This is a genomic window from Streptomyces sp. HmicA12 (assembly GCF_000373565.1).
GTDB lineage: Bacteria > Actinomycetota > Actinomycetes > Streptomycetales > Streptomycetaceae > Streptomyces.
This window is the reverse complement of record NZ_KB891811.1, coordinates 81,514-100,168: the sequence shown is the minus strand read 5'-3', so window position 1 is coordinate 100,168 and position 18,655 is coordinate 81,514. Positions and strand designations below refer to the sequence as shown.

Genomic DNA, 18,655 nt, shown 5'->3' with positions numbered 1-18,655 from the left:
CTGGACAGAGGTTTGGATAGATCAGTTCAAAATCAAGGCATGACGGAACCCTGCGTGGCGCCGGGTGCGGCGCCGCGAGGTTGGGGGAGGGGTCAAGGGGTCAGGGAGTGAGGGCGTCCAGTGCGATCCGTGCCGTGGACTCCAGGACGCCGCGATCGGCGCCGCCCTGCCCGGAGACACGCATGCCGCCGATCACGGCGTTGAGGAAGCGTGCCAGGTCGTCCGGGGAGCGTCGCGACGTCACCGTGCCGTCCCGCTGCCCCGCCGCGATCGTCGCCGCGAGGGCGGTGAGCCGGATCCGCAGATCCCGCTCCAGGATGCTCGCCGTCTCGGGGTCGCGCCCGGCCAGCTCGACCGTGGAGTTGACCGTCAGGCAACCGCGGCTGCGGCCGTCCTTGCGGGTCTCGATCTCCGTGTCGATGATCACCGCGAACATCGCGCGGATCCGGTCGAGCGGCGGCAGCCCGGCGTCCTCGAGCAGGGCCACCTGGTCCGCGGTCTTCTGCTCGGTGTAGCGGTGCAGGGAGCGCGTGAACAGGTCGTGCTTGCTGGCGAACGTGTTGTAGATGCTGCTGCGGCCCAGTCCGGTGGCGGTGCACAGGTCCTGGGTGGAAGTGGCCTCGTAGCCGTTCTCCCAGAAAGCGTGCATCGCCGCGTCCAGGGCTCGCTCCTCGTCGAACGTCCTCGGTCGGGCCATGAGGGAACCATAGTCATTGTGGAACGGTCGGTGCACTATCTGTTCGGGATCACTCGGCCCGGTCGAGCCGCTCCTCGGGAACGCCGGCCGAACGCCCGTACTCCCGTGCGCGCTCACGTCCCGCCGCGTCGCGATCCCGCGCCTCGAAGTCGATGAGCGTCCGGTCCGCGGGCTGCCATGATCCCGCCCGTGCGCCTCAGCGCCACTCCACGGCGAACGCCTCCGCCGGATTGCGGACGAGGACCTGCTCCACCACGTCCTTGCCGAGCGCCTCCTCGAGACGCGGCCGGACCCGGCGCAGCAGATACGGCATGCCGGGCCCGCCGTTCACCGACCGCGCCCCGGCGGTCGTCGTGTCGCCGCCGAGCAGCAGCCGGTGGGCGTGTCCGGCGTCGGCGAGCGCCGCCATCGCGTCCGGCATCCGCCAGTCCGTCGCGTGGTTGGCCCGCGACGGCCCGTCGAAGGCCAGGTACGCGCCCGAGCGCGCGGCCTCCCGCTGCGTCACGAAGTCGGGGGAGCGGTTCAGGTGGCCGAGCAGGATGCGGTGCGCCGGCACCTCCAACTCCTCGCAGAGCAGGTCGAGCACGTCCAGCGCGCCCGTGCCCAGCTCGTGGTGGACGGCGATCGGTGCCCCCGTCGCGTGATGCGCCTCGGCGGCGGCGCGCATGGTCCGGCGGGCGTGCGCGTCGAGCCCGTGGAAGCCGCCCGCCACCTTGATCAGTCCGGCCCGCACACCACTGCCCGCGATGCCCTCCGTCAGCTCGCGCACGAACACCTCGGCAAGATCGTCCTTGCGCGCCGCGAGCAACTCCGGTGCGTAGTGGGCGGCTTGGTGCATGCCCGTCGCCGCGACGATCCGCACGCCGGTCGCCTCCGCGAGCGCGGGCAGCCCGGCGGCCCGCCGCCCGAGACCGTACGGCGTCCACTGCACGACGGTTCCGCCGCCGACCGCGGCGTACGCGGCGAGCTCCTGCCGGGCGAGGTCGACGTCGTCCAGTTCCTGGCCCGCCAGGAGCGGACTGCGGAAGAAGAGGTGGTCGTGGGCGTCGACGATGCCCAACCGGCCGGGTTCCAGGTCGCCTTGGACACTGCGGACGGTCGGCGCGGCGTCGGTCACCACTGCTGTCCCTTCGGGAGTCGGTCACGCTCGGGTTCGGAAAGGTGCAGGACCTGGTAGACGTCGCCGGGCGCCTTGGGCGCCTCGTGCTCCCAGACGGAGAACGTCACCCGTTCCCAGGTGCGCGGGTCCACCCCCGACGCCGCGTACAACACGCCGTCCTCCGCGGCCAGTTCGGCCACCTCGCGCGCCGCGTCCGCGACCAGATCGGGGAGGTGCGCGGCGGCCTCGATCGGTGTCCGCTCACGCACCGCGGTCCTGGCCGTCGCGCCGGTCGCGGCTCCTTCCCCGTACGCGACACCCGCCCAGTGCTGCACGACCGGCCGCCCGAAGTCGCGGGCGAGGCCCTGAAAACCAGGGCCCCAGAGGAAGGAGTTCATGCCCTGCGGCGTGGTCCAGAGGTAGAAGGGCGCGTACTGGTTCACGGGTGAACCGTGCACACCGCGCTCGCGCATCAGATACGCCTTGGCGCCGAGCCCGGGGAAGTCGTCGAGCAAGTGCCCCTTGGTGGCGACCCGTTCACGGATCACGTCCATGTCGTAGTCGGCGGGCAGTGTGATCTCGTACTGCATCACATGCATGGTCCTGTGCCTCTCAACTCACCGCGTCGGCGTGCGCGTCCTCGACGTGCGCGCCCCAACAGGTGGTCGTCCCGTCCTCGGTCGCCTCGACGGCCGCCAGGTGCGTCATGAACGTCCGCGGCCCGGCGCCGTGCCAGTGCCACTCGTCCGGCTCGATCCGGACCGTGTCGCCCGCCCGGATCACCTCGACCGCGCCGCCCCTGCGCTGCACCCGTCCCTCGCCCTCCAGGACGTGCAGGACCTGACCGTGCGGGTGGGTGTGCCAGGCGGTGTGCGCGCCGGGCGCGAAGTGCACGTGGAACATCCGTAGCCGGGCGGTCGGGTGAGGCCCCGCGATCTCGTCCAGCCAGACCGTGCCGGTGAAGTTCTCGGCGGGGCCCTGTCGCGTGTCGGGGCGGTTGCGCGTGATGTGCATGGAGGTGTCCTCAGGCAGTCGGGGCGGGGGAGGGGGCCAGGAGCGCGAGCAGGCCGCGCACCCCCGTGTCGAAGGCGTCCGTGTCGCCCGAGGCGCGCGCGAGGACGTAGCCGCCCTGCACGGTCGCGACGACCGCCGCCGCGATCTCGCGGGGCACCAGGCGGGACGCGAACTCGCCGCTGTCCACGCCCTCTTGGACGACATCGGCGAGCCGGCTCTTCACGTACGAGATCGTCTCGTCGACCGGAGCGCGCAGCTCCTCGCTGGCGATCACGTCCGGGTCCATCGTCAGCCGCCCGACGGGGCAGCCGCGCATCACGTCGCGCTCGCGCAGCAGGTACGCCTCGACGCGCTCGTACGCCGAACCGCCCGCGCCGAGCAGTCGGTCGACGGTGGCCCGCATCTCCTCCCCGGTGCGCCGGATCGCGGCGAGCGCGAGATCCTGCTTGCCGGTGAAGTGGTGGTACATGCTGCCCTGGCCGACGCCCGCACCCTGCAGGATCGCCTTCGGGCTGGTGCCCACGTAGCCGCGCTCCCACAGGAGCTCGCGGGTCGTCTCGATCAGTCGCTCCTGAGTGCTCATGAGCACACCGTACATACTAGTAGTTACAGAAGGCAATGCCCGGCACATGTCCGGCGCGAACCCGGCGGGAGCAGCCCAGGACAGCCCGCGTACTCCCGGAGTGGTACGCGCACTGCCGCTGGCCGTACGACGACCGGGACCCCCTCGCGGCGCGACGCTCGACTCATCGCGAACAAGCGCGACCGACTTGTTGGAGATGAGCCAGATGCAGACCCTCGCGCACTTCGGCCCCGGTGACGGCCCCGGCCCGTGGATCCTGCTCCTCCCGCTGATCTGGGCGGCCGTCGTGGTCGGCGTCGTCACGCTGCTGCGCCGCACCGTGTGGCGCGGACGCCGCGGCCCCTGGCGGCCGGGACCCCGCGTCGACGAGCACTCGCCGATCGCCGTCCTCGGCCGCCGGTTCGCCGCCGGCGAGATCGACGAGGACGAGTACTGGCGCCGCCTGTCCGTCCTGAACGAGGAGTTCGGACTGCGCGGCGGCGCGGGCAAGGACGGTGCGGCATGAGCACCGTGACGCTCACCGCCGCCGCGGCCCGCGTCGAGCACGCCGTCAAGGTGTACGGCTCCGGCGACACCGCCGTCCGTGCCCTCGACGGCGTCAGCGTCGCCTTCCACGCCGGACGGTTCACCGCGATCATGGGGCCTTCGGGCTCCGGCAAGTCGACCCTGATGCACTGCGCGGCCGGGCTCGACACCCTCACCGAAGGCTCCGCCCACATCGGCGACACCGACCTGAGCGCCCTCGACGACAAGCGCCTCACCCTGCTGCGGCGCGACCGGATCGGCTTCGTCTTCCAGGCCTTCAACCTCGTACCGACACTCACCGTCGCCGAGAACATCACGCTGCCGCTCGACCTCGCGGGCGCCCGGCCGGACCGCGAGTGGCTCGACGCGCTCGTCGACACCGTCGGGCTCCGTGACCGGCTGCACCACCGGCCCGCCGAACTCTCCGGCGGACAGCAGCAACGCGTCGCCGTGGCCCGGGCGTTCGCGGGCCGCCCCGATGTCGTCTTCGCCGACGAACCGACCGGGAACCTCGACTCGCGCTCCGGCGAGGAGGTCCTCGGCCTCCTCGGCGACACCGTGCGCCGCACGTCCCGCACCGTCGTCATGGTCACCCACGACCCGGTCGCCGCGGCCCACGCCGACGAGGTCGTCTTCCTCGCGGACGGCCGCCTCGTGGACCGCATGACACAGCCCACGGCCGACAAGGTCCTCGACCGGATGAAGGCCTTCGACGGCGGACAGGGGGCCCGGTCGTCATGAACGCCTCGACCCGCCTCAGCCTCAAGTCGCTCGTCGCGCACAAGCGGCGCTTCGCGGGCACCTTCACCGCGGTGCTGCTCGGCGTCGCCTTCCTCGCGGGCACCCTCGTCATGGGCGACACCCTGCGCGCGAGCTTCGACACGATGTTCGCGGGCGCCACCAGCGGCACGGACGCCGTGGTGCGCGGCGCGAACGTCATCACGACGCCCGGCGAGAGCCAGGGCACCCGGCAGCCGGTGGACGCCGCCCTCGCCGACGACCTCGCGAGGCGGCCCGGCGTCGCCGCGGCCGTGCCCAGCATCCAGGGCGCGGGCCAGCTCATCGGCGCGAACGGCGATCCCATCGGCGGCCAGGGCCCGCCCACCCTCGCCGGCAACTGGATCGCCGACCCGAAGCTGAACCCGTACCGGCTCGCCGAGGGGCGCGCCCCCGAGAAGAGTGGCGAGGTCGTCGTCAACCGGGGCGCCGCGAAGAAGGGCGACCTCAAGATCGGCGACACGACCACGCTGCGGACGCCCGACCCGGTCCGGGTGACCGTGGTCGGCCTCGCGACCTTCGGCGGCGAGGACGGCATGGCCCAGGTGACCTTCACCGGCATGACCCGCGCCGACGCCGAGAAGTACCTCACGCCGAAGGCGGGGGAGGCCTCCTCCATCCAGGTGCGGGCCGGCCCCGGCGTCGGTCAGCAGGAGCTGGTGGACTCGCTGACTCCGCACCTTCCCAAGGGAGTCGAGGCCATTTCCGGCCAGGAGTCGGCCCAGGAGAACACCGACATGATCTCCGGCCAGTTCCTGACCCTGTTCACCACCTTCCTCCTCGTCTTCTCCGGGATCGCGCTGCTCGTCGCGACGTTCTCGATCCACAACACCTTCGCGATCGTCGTCGCCCAACGCACCCGCGAGAACGCCCTGTTGCGGGCCATCGGCGCCTCCCGCCGGCAGGTCACCGCGTCGACCCTCGTCGAGGCGAGCGTCGTCGCCGTCCTCGCCTCGGCCGCCGGACTCGCGGGCGGCATCGGCATCGCGGCCGGACTCCAGGCGCTCTTCCCGGCCATCGGATTCCCTTTCCCCGAAGGGGAGTTGGTGATCAGCGCCCTGTCCATGCTGCTGCCCCTCGCCGTCGGCGTCGCGGTGTGCCTGGGCTCGGCCCTGCTGCCCGCCCTGCGCGCCGGACGCACCGCGCCCCTCGCGGCGCTGCGCGAGACCGCCGTCGACGACTCGGGAGCCTCGCGCCGCCGCGCCGTCGTCGGCGGCACCCTGGGCGCGGCCGCGCTCGCCGCCACCCTCGTCGGCGTCCTCGTGTCCCCGTCGCTGCTGCTCGCGGGCATCGGAGCCGTCCTGGCCCTCGCCTCGTTCGTGGTGCTCGGGCCGGTCGCCTCGTCGTCGGCCGTACGCGTTCTCGGCGGCCCGCTCGACAGGCTCCGCGGCGTCACCGGCGGGCTCGCCCGGCGCAACGCGCTGCGCAGCCCGAAGCGCACCGCCGCCACGGCGAGCGCGCTCATGATCGGCGTGGCCGTGGTCTCGCTCTTCACCGTCTTCGGCGCCTCGCTCAAGGCCACCATGAACCAGACCGTCGACCGTTCCTTCGCGGGCGACCTCGCCGTCTCCACGCCGTCCTTCGGCGCGGGCGGCAGCGGCCTCAGCCCCGAGCTGGCCCCGGCCATCGGCCAGCGGCCCGAGGTGGACACGGCGGTCGGACTCGGCAGGGGCGTCGCGGACGTCGGCGGCGAGGGGCGCGCCCTCACCGTCACCGACCCGGCCGCGCTGTCCCGGGCCTTCGACCTCGGCACGGTCCAGGGAACCCTGACGGACCTCGGCACCGACGGCATCGCGCTGACCCGCGCCGAGGCCGACGCGCAGCACCTCCGGGTCGGCGACACGGCCCGGCTCGCCTTCACCGACGGCAAGACCGAACCCTTCACCGTCCGCGCCGTCTACGGGCGGTCCGAACTCGCCGGCGACTACGTCATCACGCGCGAGGCATGGGCCCCGCACCGGAGCCAGGACTCCGACACGCTGATCTCCGTCACCTTCAAGGACGGCGTCACGGCGGCCGACGGCAAGGCGGCGGTCGAGAAGGTCGCGGCCGCGTACGGCGACCCGGAGGTCCAGACCCGCGACGAGTACGCGCAGTCCTCCGCGAGCGGCATCGACATGATGCTCACCCTCGTCTACGCGCTGCTGGCCCTGGCCGTCCTGATCGCACTGCTCGGCATCGCCAACACGCTCACCCTCGCCGTGCACGAACGCACCCGCGAGCTGGGCCTGCTGCGCGCCGTCGGCCAGACCCGGCCGCAACTGCGGGCCATGGTCCGCTGGGAGTCCGTGCTCGTCGCCGCGTTCGGCACCGCGGGCGGGCTCGTGCTCGGCGGATTCCTCGGCTGGGTCCTGGTCGAGGCCTCCGACGGGGCGAGCGACAGCACCTTCGCGTTCGCGCTGCCGCCGGTGCAACTGCTGGTCGTGGCGCTGGTCGGGCTCGGCGCGGGTGCCCTCGCGGGACTCAGGCCGGCCCGCAGGGCGGCACGCCTGGACGTCCTGCGCGCCATCGCCACCGAGTGACGTACGCCCGGTGGGACCGAGCGACGTAGGCCCGGTGAACCGAGCCGCGTACACCCGGTCCGGCCGAGCGACGTACGCCCCGGTACAACCGAATGACGTACGCCCCGCTGGAAAAGATCACCGCCCGGTCAGCCTGCGACGGCCGACCGGGCGGGAGCATGCTGGGGCGCTTCGGTACGGAGCGCGTCGGACTTCCCGTACAGCGGAGGCAGCGCGGGCAGTGCCACCGCGGGGGACGGCACCGGGAGCGCGAACCAGACGACCTTGCCGCCGTCGATGTGCGGCCGTACTCCCCAGCTCTCGCTCACCGAGGCGACCATCGCGAGCCCGCGGCCGCATGTGGCGAGCGGTTCCGCGTCCCGTACCTCGGGAAGCCGCGGGTCGTGGTCGTGCACCGACACCGTGAGGGATCGCCGGTACAGCTCGATCTCCACGGTGCACAGCTTGTCCGGCTCGGCGTGCCGGTGGACGTTGGTGAGCAGCTCGGTGACTCCGAGCGCGGCAAGGTCGATCAACGGATCGAGATGCCAGTAACGCAATTGCGCCGATACGATTCTGCGGACCTGTCCGATCCGCGACGGCAGGGCTTGGAGCTCCACCGTGCAATGCCTGTTCGGCTGGCTGATCACGGCTGCGACTCCCCGAATTGAGTCCGGAAGAAGACGAGAACGGATCGAGCGGAGCGGCCGCGCTGTGACAGGACCGCCCGCTGCTTGTGTCCGGCGGGCTGGTTCGCAGCGTCATCGCCGGTAAACCCTGAGTAGTGATGTGTGACCAGAGTGACCCAGGGGGTACGGGCATGCAACTTCGGCGGTCGCTCCTCATGCTGGGGTGAGCGCTGGGGGACGCCGCGTGCGGTGCGAGGGCTCTACGTCGTGCGCGCCGCGGCCCGGCGCACGGCGTCGATGAACCGGCGGGCCGCGGGCGGCCCCGCGTCACCGCCCTGGCCACCGCCGAGTCGCAGCAGGTAGCGCCTGCCGTCGACCTCGGCCGTGGCGCGGTCCTCGGAGCCGAACCAGGGCTTGCCCGCGCGGACTTCGTCGAGCGGGGCGCTGTCGATCTCGCTGCCGTAACTCGTCAGCAGTTCCAGCCTGCCGCCCGTGATCCGGACCTGGCCGGCCCGGGTCAGCGAGCGCAGCCGCCGCCCGATCCGCACGCCCGTCGCCGTGAACTCCGGCTCCGCCATGCCGCTTCGCCCCCTCGAGTGCCTGTGTGCGGTGCAGTCTGCACGCACCTGGCCAGGAGCACCAGTGGGCATGTGGACGCGGTGTGAAGAAGTGGGCGCATACGGAATGCGCGCCCCCTTCGCACGCGCGTTCCCGGATGTCGACCGGTGTTCGCCAGGTGTGCCTTTGAGGTGCTCAAAGGTGCGTTTATGCAGGTGAGAAGCGTGCGGAACGTGTCTATGATCGAGGCGTGAGGTCATGTTCGACCGATCCCGCACCGGTCCGTACCCCGTCCCCGTCCTGGGGATCTCGTCCGGGCCGATGCTCGGAACGACACGAAGGAGCCGCGCGGTGAGCACCACGGAACAAGGCCGCCCCGTGGGCGGCGGCGCGGCCCCGGAGCCGATGCCGACGCTCGATGTCGACCACACCGACCCCGACTATCGAACCTGGCTCAAAGAAGCCGTCCGCAAGGTCCAGGCCGACAGCAACCGCTCGGCCGACACCCACCTGCTGCGCTTCCCCCTCCCTGAGCACTGGGGCATCGACCTCTACCTGAAGGACGAGTCGACGCACCCCACGGGAAGCCTCAAGCACCGGCTCGCCCGCTCGCTCTTCCTCTACGGACTGTGCAACGGCTGGATCCGGCCGGGCCGACCGGTGATCGAGGCGTCCAGTGGGTCGACTGCCGTCTCCGAGGCCTACTTCGCGAAGCTGATCGGCGTCCCCTTCATCGCGGTGATGCCCCGTACGACGAGCGCAGAGAAGTGCCGACTGATCGAATTCCACGGCGGGCAGTGCCACTTCGTCGACGACCCCCGGATGATGTACGAGGAGTCGGCGGCCCTCGCCGTGCGCACCGGCGGCCACTACATGGACCAGTTCACCTACGCGGAGCGGGCCACGGACTGGCGCGGCAACAACAACATCGCCGAGTCGATCTACCGGCAGATGGAGCTGGAGCGTTACCCCTGTCCGACCTGGATCGTGGCCACGGCCGGCACCGGCGGCACCTCCGCGACCCTCGCCCGCTACGTCCACTACATGCAGCACGACACCCGCATCTGCGTCGCGGACCCGGAGAACTCCTGTTTCTTCGAGGGCTGGACGACGCAGAACCCCGGTGCCACGAGCGACTGCGGATCCCGCATCGAGGGCATCGGGCGCCCGCGGATGGAGCCGAGCTTCGTGCCCGGCGCCATCGACCGCATGATGAAGGTCCCCGACGCGGCGAGCGTGGCCGCGGTGCGCGCCCTGGAGGCCACCATCGGCCGCAAGGCGGGCGGCTCGACGGGCACGGGCCTGTGGAGCGCCTTGAAGATCGTCGCGGAGATGGTGGCGGAGGGCCGCAAGGGCAGCGTGGTCACGCTGCTGTGCGACCCGGGCGACCGCTACCTGGACAAGTACTACTCGGATCAGTGGCTGGCCGAACAGGGCCTGGACATAAGGGTGTACGCGGAGGCGATCACGCGGCTGCTCGAGACGGGCGAGTGGTCCGACTGACCGGAGCGGCCTGCCCCGTCAGGCCGGAGCGGCGGCCAGCCGCCGCTCGAGGGACCCCACCGCATCCCGGAACGCCCGCCCGAGCCCGGCCCTGCCCACCTTCAGCCCCACGCGGAACGGGGCGACCCCGTCGGCGGCGAAGGTCCACTGCACCCGCGCCCCGCCGCTCGCCGTCGGAGAGATCCGCCACTCCTCCAACAGGGCTCGCATTCCAGGGGCGTTGGCCTCGTCGACCCGGTACGCGTACACCGCGTCCGGTTCGGCGGCCACGATCGTCTCCAGGAACCGGGTCCCGCCCTTGAGCCGTATCTCCCGCCGCGGCCCGTCGGCACCGTCCTCGACCGGCCGCGCCAGCGTCACCGCCGAGAACCACTGCGACCAGCCCTCGACGTCCTCGGCGAGCGCCCGGTACACGGCGCCGGGCGACGCCGACACCTCACGCGCGAACACCAGCCGCAGGGGCGCCGTTTCGACGAAGTCGAGGCCGACGGGGAGAAGGTGACGTGCCATGAGTGCTCAGCCCCCAAACAGGACGCGATCCAACCGTCAGGCCGGCCCAACGGGCAGTGGATGCAGGCCGGTTGACCGGGCACGGTCACCATAGCTGGCGCTCCGTCAGATGTCTGTACCGCTGGTCCGTACCGCTCGTCCTGGGGTCGGACTCCCGCTAGATGTCCGCGGCGTCCGAACCGGAATCGGGCTCACCGGCGACGAGGAGCCGCATGTGCTCGGAGATCTCCGTACGGGCCTCGACCGGCAGCCCCGCGTCCGTCACGAGCGTGTCCACCTGATCGAGCGCGGCGAACGAACTCAGGCCCACCGTGCCCCACTTGGTGTGGTCGGCGACCACGACCACCCGGCGCGCGGACTGCACCAGACGCCTGTTGGTCTCCGCCTCCGCCAGGTTCGGCGTCGACAGACCGGCCTCCGGGCTTATCCCGTGCACCCCGAGGAACAGCACGTCGAAGTGGAGAGCGGCGATGGCCTGGTCGGCGACCGGGCCCACCAGCGAATCGGAGGGTGTGCGCACGCCGCCCGTCAGCACGACCGTCGCCGCGCCCTGCCGGTTGGCCGCGGTGCGCTGCGCGGCGTGGAACACATCGGCCACCCGCACCGAGTTGGTCACCACCGTCAGGTCCGGCACGTCGAGCAGCTGCTGCGCCAGCGCGTACGTCGTCGTCCCTCCGGAGAGGGCGATCGCCGTGCCCGGCGCGGCCAGCGGCGCCGCCGCCCGCGCGATGTCCTCCTTGGCGGTCAGCTCCAGGCCCGACTTGGCCTCGAAACCCGGCTCGTGGCTGCTCGCCTCGACGACGGGGACCGCACCGCCGTGCACCTTCTCGAGCACGCCCTGCCTGGCCAGCGCGTCCAGATCGCGCCGGACGGTCATGTCGGAGACGCCGAGCTTCCTGGTCAGTTCGTTGACACGGACACCGCCCCGGCGCCGGACCTCGTCGAGGATCAGGGCGCGGCGCTGCTCCGCGAGGAGGTTCTGATTCTCGCTCACGTCCCGTGGGGTCCCTTCGACTCGTCACATCCGCCACACGGCCTGCCGGCCACTGTCTTCGTCATCCTCGCACGCGACACCGACCCCCGTACCACCGCCCGCACAACACGCCACCTGGGAGGGAGCGGCGAATCGTCCGGGTGACGTCGGGGGAGATTCCGTGACGAGGGATGCGCGAGGGGGCGGTGAGCCGGGATCCTGGTGAGCGTCAGGAACGGGGGACACACATGGACACAGCACGCGCAGAACAGCGTGAGGGTGTGGCGGCGGCCGACGAGACCGCCCTGGAACTACTCGTCCACGGAGTCGGCGGCACCACACCGCAGGAGATGCTCGACGACCCGAGCACGGTGCGGGTGTCGGGCGACGGGACGGCGGCCGTCTTCCGTCGCGGTGAGGACGTCGACGCGGAAGAACGGCCCGAGGACTACCGGGGCAAACCCGTCCCGGAGGCGTACGTGTGGTGCAACCTCACGTCGGGCAACGGCTCACGGGCGCTGTGGCTGTTGTTGCTGCCCTTCATGGTGGTGAACCTCGCCCACTGGATGCGCCCCAACGCCCGCCGCAGGTCCCGCAACGTCCGTCTGTACGGCCTCCTCGTCCGCATCGCGGGGCTCACGCTCACGGTGCTGTTCGTGGCGGGCGCGTGCGAGGTCGCGCTCGATCTGACGGCCTGGCAGTGCGCGGGCACCCCGGCGTGCGCCGCGCGACGGACCTGGCTCGGCTTCCTCGCCGACGGCTGGTGGAGCCAGCCCGGACGCCGCCTGGCGCTCGCCGCGCTCGTGCCGACCGCGCTGACCGTCCTGCTCTGGTACCTCTCGCACCGCACCTGGAGCGCCTACGAGTCGCAGCGCCCGCTGACCCACCGGCCGGACCCCGACGGCGCCGACGGCTCGGCGAGCAACGCGCTGGCCAGGCCCGGCTTCTGGTACGGGCGGCGGCTCGTCTCGCGGCTGCGCGCCGCCCACACCGCGGCGGGAATGCTCACCGTGGCCGCGGCCGTCGGCACCCCGGCGGCCCGGTACGACCGGCAGGCCGGTGGCCCCGCGCTCCTCGACACCCTGGGCTGGATCCTCGTCGGCGCCCTGATCGCGAGCACCCTCGCCGTCATCGGGGTGGTCGTCCGCCGCGGCCGCAGCGAGAACAAGCTCGACCTGGCCCTCGACCACGTCCTGGTGCGCGTCCTGCCGCACGGCACGCTCGTCCTGCTCGCCCTGACCATGCTCTACGCGGGCTGGTCCCGCCCGCACTGGCACTCCTCGGGAAGGCTGCCGGGCGACATGATGTTCGGTGGGATCGTGCTCGCCCAGGTCGCCCTGGTCGTCGCCCTCGCCGTGGTGGCGAAGGCCATCTACCGCACGGCCGTCGACCGGCGCACCGCCCTGCGCGGCCTCGGCGGACCCGCCACCGCGATGCTGGCCTGCGGGCTGGGCGGCGTGATGACCGGCGGCATCGCGCAGCGCGTCGCCGACTGGCTCGACGGCACCACCGGCCTCATCACGGGCCCGCCGGTGCTGCTGTCGTGGCAGGCCTCCGTCATCCCGCCCCTGCTGGTCGTCCTCGCCGTGGTGTGCGCCGTGTTCGCGGTGCGCACGGCCCGCAGGAAGAAGGCGGAGACCGTACAGGTCGTCGCCGACTACCACCTGGATGAGCACGCCGAGGCCGTGGGGGAGCGCCCGGACCCCGCCCGTACGTCGCGCATCGCGAGCACGCGCGCGCGTGCCGCTCTCACCGACCAGGCCCCCGTGATCATCGGTGTGGTGTCGTCCGTGTCGCTGCTCCTCGGCGCGCTGGCCGTGGCCGGGGCCTGGGCCACCGGGAAAGTCCCCGGAGCAGCCGCCGAGGGTACGTTCCCGCTCCTCGAAGGCGCCGCGGACACCGCGCAGGCGCTCGGCTCCTGGTTGATCGGCGCCGGCTTCATACTGTTCGTCACCTGGGGCCGCCGCGCGTACAAGGACCCCTCGGCCCGGCGCACCATCGGCATCCTGTGGGACGTGGGCACCTTCTGGCCGCGCGCCGCGCACCCCTTCGCGCCGCCCTGCTACGCCGAGCGCGCCGTGCCCGACCTGACCTGGCGCATGGTCACCTGGACGCGTACGACCGGAGGCCGGCTGATCCTCTCCGGCCACTCACAGGGCAGCGTCCTCGCGGCAGCCGCCGCCTGGCAACTGCCACCCTCAGTAAGGCGGCGCGTCGGACTGCTCACCTACGGGTCGCCTCTTGAGCGCCTGTACGGGCGCTGGTTCCCGGCCCAGTTCGGACCCTCGGCCCTCACGACGCTGCACCGCCAGGTCGACTGCTGGCGCAATCTGCACCGCAGGACCGACCCCATCGGCGGCCCGATCGACCTGCCCGGCGAATGCGGCCCGCAGGTCGATCACACGGCCCTCCTGGACCCGCTCGCCTACGGCCGCACCGAGGAACACCCGCTGCCCGCACCGATCCTGGGCCACAGTGACTACCAGGCCGACCCGGTCTTCGCCGAGGAGCGGGCCCGGCTCCTCGCCCGGCTCCGGCACGGGGTGCCCGCTCAGGGCAGCTCGGGCAGGTCGTCCACGTAGAGGAGCGTCAGGTCGTCCGTGCTCGGCTCGCTGACCTGGGCGACCCGGCCCGCGTGCCGCTCCACCATCGACTCGAACGTCTGCCGTGCCGTGCGGCCGTTGCCGAACGCCGGGCCCTTCGGGATCGCCGTGAAGTACTTCAGGAGTGCTTCCGAGGTCCCGGAGCCGAGCCGGTACTCGTGCTCGTCCGCCTGCTGCTCCACGATCCGCAGCAGCTCTTCGGGAACGTAGTCGGAGAAGGTGATGGTCCGTGAGAACCGTGACGCCACACCGGGGTTGACCGACAGGAACCGCTCCATCTCCGCCGTGTACCCGGCGACGATCACGACGACGGCGTCCCGCTGGTCCTCCATCAGCTTCACCAGCGTGTCGATCGCCTCACGGCCGAAGTCTCGGCCCGAGTCCTCGGGGGAGAGGGCGTACGCCTCGTCGATGAACAGGACGCCGCCATGAGCCCGTTGGAAGGCTTCTTGGGTGCGGATCGCGGTGGAGCCGATGTGCTCGCCGACCAGGTCGACGCGGGACACCTCCACGAGGTGTCCCTTCTCCAGGACACCGAGGGAGGCCAGGATCTCGCCGTACAGGCGGGCCACCGTCGTCTTGCCGGTGCCGGGGGAGCCCGTGAACACCAGGTGCCGTCGCACGGAGGCCGCCTTGAGGCCCGCCTCCTGCCGCCTGCGGCCCACCTCGATCATGTCGGTGAGCGCCCGCACCTCGCGCTTGACGCTCTCCAGGCCCACCAGGGTGTCGAGTTCACCGAGCACGGCGGTCGACGTGCGTGACGGCGGCTCGGGGGCCTCCTGCGCCTGCTGGACCGGCTGGTCGGGGACGCGGCTCAGCAGGCCCACCGTCTGCGGCGCGGTCTGCGTCTGAACGACCGGCTGCGGGGTGGACGTCGCTCCCGGCCTTATCCCACCGCTCTCGTCGCTCGTGCACTCCTCGACGATCGGGCCGTCCTCGGCGAACTCGTAGCCGCCGCGCGAACACCGTTCCGTACGGCACTTCTTGAGGGTCGTGCGGCAGCCGTCGATCACATGGAAGCCGTAGCCGTCGCTGCCCGTCACCCGGCAGCCGTGAAAGCTGCCCCGGCCGCCCGCCGAGACGTAGAAGCCCGCTTCCGCGGGCGCGGTGACCGTGCAGCGCTCGATGGTCGGGTCGGCGCCCTTAGTGACGATGACGCCGGTCTGGATCGCGTCGACCGTGCAGTTGGCGAGGGTGCCGCCGCTGCCGTGGTCGCGGAACCAGGCTCCGGTCGCGGCCTCCCGGATCCGGCAGTCGTCCAGCTGCGCCGTGGCTCCGTCGCTCACCGACACCGCCGTGTTGCGCACCTGGGACAGATCGCTGTCGACGACGTCGACGCGCGAGCCGCGGTCGAGCACGAACAGCGCGTCCGGCACGTCGTGCACCCGGCAGGCGTCGAGCACCGCGGTCGCGCCGTCGCTGACCCAGACCGCCGGATAGTCGCCCGTGCTGTCGTGGATCTCGCACTGATTGGCGTCCACGCGCGTGCCCGGGTCCCACACCGACAGTCCGTTGCGCCCGAACTGCCGCACCGTGGAACGGGTCAGCGTGAGGACGGAACGCGACCGCAGGTCCACCGCGTTCTCCGGGATGTCGTGGATGCGGCAGTCCGCGAGGGTGAGCACGGCGTCGGTGTCGAGCGTGACCCCGTCGGCCGTGGTGCGGTGCACGTCGCAGTCGGTCAGGTGCGCGGTGGCCCGGCCGGTGATCTGCACACCGGAGCCCTTGATCTCGTAGACCTCGCAGCCCACGGCCTCCAGGCCGCTGTGCTCGCCGGTCGCCGAGATCCCGGAACCCGAGGCGTGGTGCACCCGGCAGCGCTCCAGGCGCGGGTGCGCGCCGCCGCGCACCGCCACCCCGGCCTGCCCGGCCGCGACGACCTCGCACTCCTCGAAGACACCGCCCCCGCCGTCCAGGACGGCGATGCCGATGCCTCCGGGGTTGTCGACCGTGCAGCGCCGCACCGTCGGCCGGGCCCCGCCGCGCACCTCGATGCCGGACGCGGACCGGGTCACGACCCGTACGTCGATCAGCTCCGGCGCGCCCTCCTCGACCAGGAGCGCGGGAGCCGCCGAGTCCTGGCCCTCCACGTGCAGGTCCTGCACGGTCGCCGAGGCCCGGACGGTCAGCGGCACCCCGTCGACGGGCGCGATGCGCACCGAACCGGGGGAGCCCTCGGGGCCGCGCAATGTCACCGCGCGCATCACCACCAGATTTTCCCGGTACGTGCCCGGGGCGACGGTCAGCACGTCGCCGTCACCGGCCGCTTCCAGGGCGGCGGCCAACGACGCGTACTCACCTGTGCGGCGCCGCCACCGTGATGTGCCGGTGTGCGTCACCTGGACCGTGCCCTGTGCCATAGCGGTGCTGTGCCCCCACCTCGTCGTACGCGGGTCGTACTCGCGCCCCGACGGGCGCTGTTCCTGCGAAAGGTGGGTCCACCGTAGCGCGCGCGGGGCACGGCAGTTGACCGGAGTGGAGACCCCGTCAGCTGCCCGTGCCGGTCCTGCCCCAATCGGGGCCCGCGATGTCCCAGGCGTGGTCCCAGCGCGCGTACCTGCGACGGACCATGCGCCAGACCATCAGCCTGCGGGTGCCCTCGATGAGCCCGCCGGCGGCGACGGCCGCGCCGAAACCGGCGAGCACCGCGTGCGTCGTCGCCGTGGCCCGGTCGAGCGGGCGGCCCACCACGCGGCCCCGCTCGTCGGTCCACAGCGGGAACGTGTCGCCGGTGTGCGGGGCCTTGAGCGCGGCGATGACCCGGTCCCGGTGCGCCGTGCCGTCGGGCGCCGTCCAGGTCGCGACGACGCGGCTGTGCGCGTCCCGCGCGGTGGAGGTCTCCGGGTCGGGGTCGAGGGGCGGCTGCGCCATTTTGTGGACTACCGTCGCGGTGACGGCGTGGCGGTGACTGCGCTGCTCGTCCACCGTGCTGTACAGCGCGTCGCGGGAGAGGGACCCCGCCACCACACCGATCAACGGCGCGGCCACGACGATGAGGACCAGCGCGACCAGTGCGACCCAGGCCTCCGCCAGGTCGGTGCCGCGGCGCAGTGGATTGTGCCGCCAGCGCCAGAGTCCGGTGATCGCCCGCACGGCCTGCACCCCCTTCCGCGTCCGTCATAGCCCCGAACAGCAGTGCCCATGCGCGAGTGGGGCGAAGAGAGAGCGATATCACCCCGCTCGACCCGCTTGCCGGTGGTTCCGGCACTGCCATTGTCTCTCAACGAGCAGGCCGGGCTGCCGGGTTCCCTCACCGGGGGACGGTTATTCGACGATCGTCAGCGGATCCCCGGTGCGGACGGAGCCGGGGGTCTCGGGCACCAGGTTCGTGCCGAAGCACAGCTGGTCGCCGAAGCGGCGGTGGTGGGCCAGCGTGCGCAGCGGCTCCTTGCCGCGCTCGGCGGTCTCCTGATCGGTGGTCGTCACCACGCAGCGGCCGCACTTCTTGGTGATACGGAACGTGACCTCGCCGATCGTGATGCGCGACCAGTCGTCCTCGGCCCAGGGCGCGGTGCCGGAGACGACCACATTCGGCCGGAAACGGTTCATCGGCAGCGGGCCCTCGTCCGCGTGGTCACCCTGCGCGATCAGGGAGTTGAGGGCGTCGAGCGAGGAGAGCGTGGTGAGCAGGAGCGGATAACCGTCGGCAAAGCTCACCGTCTCGCCGGGCCGCGCGTATTCCGGGTCGATCGGGCGCCGGCGGGCCGGGTCGTCGAGGTGCATCATGCGGACCTCGGACTCCAGGTAGGCGCTCCACCAGGCGTGCGCGGCGTCAGCGGCGGGAACGGCCTCCACCTTGTCGCCCCACACCTGGACGGTGGCCGTCCGGTCGGGCCGGGGCACCTCGACGGTCAGCGGCCGCGCACCGGGTGCGGACAGCCGGACGGCGCCGCCGGGCAGCAGCTCGGCGGCGGCCAACGCCATGCGCGGATGCGGGCGTTGCGTGACGATCTTGCCCGTGGCGTCGACCAGTACCCAGCGGCGGTCCCCCGCGAGCCCCCACGGTTCCACGACCGCCTCGCGCGGTGCGTGCCCCCGAACCGCCTTCAGCGGGTAGACATGAATCGAACTGAGCACCGGGTTCTGCGACATGGGGCCATCCTGCCAGGGGGCACCGACACCCCCATGTCCGGGCCGGGCGAGGGCCGTGACGGTGGCCCTTGGGGTCAGTAACCCCGGTACTGCTGACGGTTGTACGGATCCTCGTACGGCGCGGGGGCGGGCGCGGGCCGCGGCGCGGCCGGACGCATCGCCTCGTAGCCGGTGCCGGCGGCCGGACGCTGCTGCTGGGCCTGGGGAGCCTGCTGGGCCGGGTAGCCGCGCGGAGCGCTCGTCTGCTGCGGGATGTAGGCGGTCGGGGCGGCCTGCATCGGGGCCTGGTGCGGGGCGTTGTAGCCGTACTGCGGAGAGGGTGCGGAGGGACCCGACGGCAGCGCGGGCAACGCGGCCGGGAGGGCAGGAAGATGACTGCCGGTGTCGTACGCGGAGGGCACCCGGATCGGGGCGATCTGGGGCGTGCCCCGCTCAGCCACGAGGGAGTCGTAGATCGGTGTGTCCGGGAAGGACGGCGCGGAGTAGTAACCGCCGCCATAGGTGGAGCGGGGGGAGGTCATGGCACATAAGTTAAGCCCACGATGTGGTCGTTGGGGTAGCCCGATAAGAGGGTTCTTTTGCGCGCCGTGT

18 protein-coding genes are annotated in these 18,655 nt (G+C 72.2%); 5 read left to right on the top strand and 13 right to left on the bottom strand.

Annotation, left to right across the window (positions count from 1 at the left end; all coding sequences use genetic code 11):
- Positions 1–100: 100 nt before the first annotated feature.
- The 5 genes from B072_RS0121850 to B072_RS0121830 form a co-directional block, all read right to left on the bottom strand.
- The gene (locus B072_RS0121850) at positions 101–697 is read right to left on the bottom strand and encodes a TetR/AcrR family transcriptional regulator (RefSeq protein ID WP_018532112.1); all 597 of its coding nucleotides are present in this window, start codon (positions 695–697) and stop codon (positions 101–103) included.
- 196 nt (positions 698–893) lie between these two features.
- A complete protein-coding gene (locus tag B072_RS0121845; RefSeq protein ID WP_018532111.1) occupies positions 894–1,814 on the bottom strand; it encodes a phosphotriesterase family protein in 921 nt (306 codons plus the stop codon).
- A complete protein-coding gene (locus B072_RS0121840; RefSeq protein ID WP_026246132.1) occupies positions 1,811–2,395 on the bottom strand; it encodes a DUF4865 family protein in 585 nt (194 codons plus the stop codon). Before B072_RS0121840 ends, B072_RS0121845 begins: the two co-directional genes overlap by 4 nt.
- A 13-nt stretch (positions 2,396–2,408) precedes the next feature.
- On the bottom strand, positions 2,409–2,810 hold the full coding sequence (locus B072_RS0121835) for a cupin domain-containing protein (RefSeq protein WP_018532109.1): 402 nt from the start codon (positions 2,808–2,810) through the stop codon (positions 2,409–2,411).
- A 10-nt stretch (positions 2,811–2,820) separates the two neighbouring features.
- A complete protein-coding gene (locus B072_RS0121830) occupies positions 2,821–3,408 on the bottom strand; it encodes a TetR/AcrR family transcriptional regulator (protein ID WP_018532108.1) in 588 nt (195 codons plus the stop codon).
- Between the two features lie 190 nt (positions 3,409–3,598).
- Between B072_RS0121830 and B072_RS0121825 the strand changes: the two genes are divergently transcribed.
- The 3 genes from B072_RS0121825 to B072_RS0121815 are packed head-to-tail and all read left to right on the top strand — an operon-like array spanning position 3,599 to position 7,217.
- Complete coding sequence (locus tag B072_RS0121825; protein WP_018532107.1) at positions 3,599–3,898, top strand: SHOCT domain-containing protein; 300 nt, start codon at positions 3,599–3,601, stop codon at positions 3,896–3,898.
- Positions 3,895–4,659, top strand: coding sequence for an ABC transporter ATP-binding protein (locus B072_RS0121820; protein WP_018532106.1), 765 nt, complete (start codon positions 3,895–3,897; stop codon positions 4,657–4,659). Before B072_RS0121825 ends, B072_RS0121820 begins: the two co-directional genes overlap by 4 nt.
- A complete protein-coding gene (locus B072_RS0121815) occupies positions 4,656–7,217 on the top strand; it encodes an ABC transporter permease (protein WP_018532105.1) in 2,562 nt (853 codons plus the stop codon). The genes B072_RS0121820 and B072_RS0121815 overlap by 4 nt, the downstream gene beginning before the upstream one ends.
- Before the next feature lie 128 nt (positions 7,218–7,345).
- On the opposite strand, the gene B072_RS0121810 is transcribed toward B072_RS0121815, so the two are convergent.
- Positions 7,346–7,846, bottom strand: coding sequence for an ATP-binding protein (locus B072_RS0121810; RefSeq protein ID WP_026246131.1), 501 nt, complete (start codon positions 7,844–7,846; stop codon positions 7,346–7,348).
- A gap of 239 nt (positions 7,847–8,085) precedes the next feature.
- The gene (locus B072_RS0121805; protein WP_018532103.1) at positions 8,086–8,403 is read right to left on the bottom strand and encodes a hypothetical protein; all 318 of its coding nucleotides are present in this window, start codon (positions 8,401–8,403) and stop codon (positions 8,086–8,088) included.
- Between the two features lie 385 nt (positions 8,404–8,788).
- On the opposite strand from B072_RS0121805, the gene B072_RS0121800 reads away from it, so the two are divergent.
- The gene (locus B072_RS0121800) at positions 8,789–9,886 is read left to right on the top strand and encodes a PLP-dependent cysteine synthase family protein (RefSeq protein WP_043244451.1); all 1,098 of its coding nucleotides are present in this window, start codon (positions 8,789–8,791) and stop codon (positions 9,884–9,886) included.
- Between the two features lie 18 nt (positions 9,887–9,904).
- Here B072_RS0121800 and B072_RS0121795 read toward each other — a convergent pair whose 3' ends face one another.
- Together B072_RS0121795 and B072_RS0121790 are read right to left on the bottom strand one after the other, a co-directional pair.
- Positions 9,905–10,396, bottom strand: a complete 492-nt coding sequence (locus B072_RS0121795) for an SRPBCC family protein (protein ID WP_018532101.1) — start codon at positions 10,394–10,396, stop codon at positions 9,905–9,907.
- A 157-nt stretch (positions 10,397–10,553) separates the two neighbouring features.
- Positions 10,554–11,390, bottom strand: a complete 837-nt coding sequence (locus tag B072_RS0121790) for a DeoR/GlpR family DNA-binding transcription regulator (protein WP_018532100.1) — start codon at positions 11,388–11,390, stop codon at positions 10,554–10,556.
- A gap of 227 nt (positions 11,391–11,617) precedes the next feature.
- On the opposite strand from B072_RS0121790, the gene B072_RS0121785 reads away from it, so the two are divergent.
- Positions 11,618–13,951: a hypothetical protein gene (locus B072_RS0121785; RefSeq protein ID WP_051127259.1), complete on the top strand. Its 2,334-nt coding sequence runs from the start codon at positions 11,618–11,620 to the stop codon at positions 13,949–13,951.
- Here B072_RS0121785 and B072_RS0121780 read toward each other — a convergent pair.
- The 4 genes from B072_RS0121780 to B072_RS0121765 form a co-directional block, all read right to left on the bottom strand.
- Complete coding sequence (locus tag B072_RS0121780) at positions 13,921–16,332, bottom strand: right-handed parallel beta-helix repeat-containing protein (RefSeq protein WP_018532098.1); 2,412 nt, start codon at positions 16,330–16,332, stop codon at positions 13,921–13,923. The two genes, B072_RS0121785 and B072_RS0121780, sit on opposite strands and share 31 nt — an antisense overlap.
- Before the next feature lie 127 nt (positions 16,333–16,459).
- Positions 16,460–17,065 carry a hypothetical protein gene (locus B072_RS0121775; RefSeq protein ID WP_026246130.1) on the bottom strand — a complete coding sequence of 202 codons (606 nt, stop codon included), beginning with the start codon at positions 17,063–17,065 and terminating at the stop codon, positions 16,460–16,462.
- Between the two features lie 171 nt (positions 17,066–17,236).
- The gene (locus tag B072_RS0121770) at positions 17,237–18,064 is read right to left on the bottom strand and encodes an MOSC domain-containing protein (RefSeq protein WP_018532096.1); all 828 of its coding nucleotides are present in this window, start codon (positions 18,062–18,064) and stop codon (positions 17,237–17,239) included.
- A gap of 74 nt (positions 18,065–18,138) precedes the next feature.
- On the bottom strand, positions 18,139–18,585 hold the full coding sequence (locus B072_RS0121765) for a DUF6643 family protein (RefSeq protein ID WP_018532095.1): 447 nt from the start codon (positions 18,583–18,585) through the stop codon (positions 18,139–18,141).
- Positions 18,586–18,655 lie beyond the last annotated feature (70 nt).

Coding starts and splice junctions, on each gene's coding strand:
- B072_RS0121850 (WP_018532112.1), bottom strand. CDS start 697: ATGGCCCGACCGAGGACGTTCGACGAGGAGCGAGCCCTGGACGCGGCG.
- B072_RS0121840 (WP_026246132.1), bottom strand. CDS start 2,395: ATGCATGTGATGCAGTACGAGATCACACTGCCCGCCGACTACGACATG.
- B072_RS0121835 (WP_018532109.1), bottom strand. CDS start 2,810: ATGCACATCACGCGCAACCGCCCCGACACGCGACAGGGCCCCGCCGAG.
- B072_RS0121830 (WP_018532108.1), bottom strand. CDS start 3,408: ATGTACGGTGTGCTCATGAGCACTCAGGAGCGACTGATCGAGACGACC.
- B072_RS0121825 (WP_018532107.1), top strand. CDS start 3,599: ATGCAGACCCTCGCGCACTTCGGCCCCGGTGACGGCCCCGGCCCGTGG.
- B072_RS0121820 (WP_018532106.1), top strand. CDS start 3,895: ATGAGCACCGTGACGCTCACCGCCGCCGCGGCCCGCGTCGAGCACGCC.
- B072_RS0121815 (WP_018532105.1), top strand. CDS start 4,656: ATGAACGCCTCGACCCGCCTCAGCCTCAAGTCGCTCGTCGCGCACAAG.
- B072_RS0121805 (WP_018532103.1), bottom strand. CDS start 8,403: ATGGCGGAGCCGGAGTTCACGGCGACGGGCGTGCGGATCGGGCGGCGG.
- B072_RS0121800 (WP_043244451.1), top strand. CDS start 8,789: ATGCCGACGCTCGATGTCGACCACACCGACCCCGACTATCGAACCTGG.
- B072_RS0121795 (WP_018532101.1), bottom strand. CDS start 10,396: ATGGCACGTCACCTTCTCCCCGTCGGCCTCGACTTCGTCGAAACGGCG.
- B072_RS0121785 (WP_051127259.1), top strand. CDS start 11,618: ATGGACACAGCACGCGCAGAACAGCGTGAGGGTGTGGCGGCGGCCGAC.
- B072_RS0121780 (WP_018532098.1), bottom strand. CDS start 16,332: ATGGCACAGGGCACGGTCCAGGTGACGCACACCGGCACATCACGGTGG.
- B072_RS0121770 (WP_018532096.1), bottom strand. CDS start 18,064: ATGTCGCAGAACCCGGTGCTCAGTTCGATTCATGTCTACCCGCTGAAG.
- B072_RS0121765 (WP_018532095.1), bottom strand. CDS start 18,585: ATGACCTCCCCCCGCTCCACCTATGGCGGCGGTTACTACTCCGCGCCG.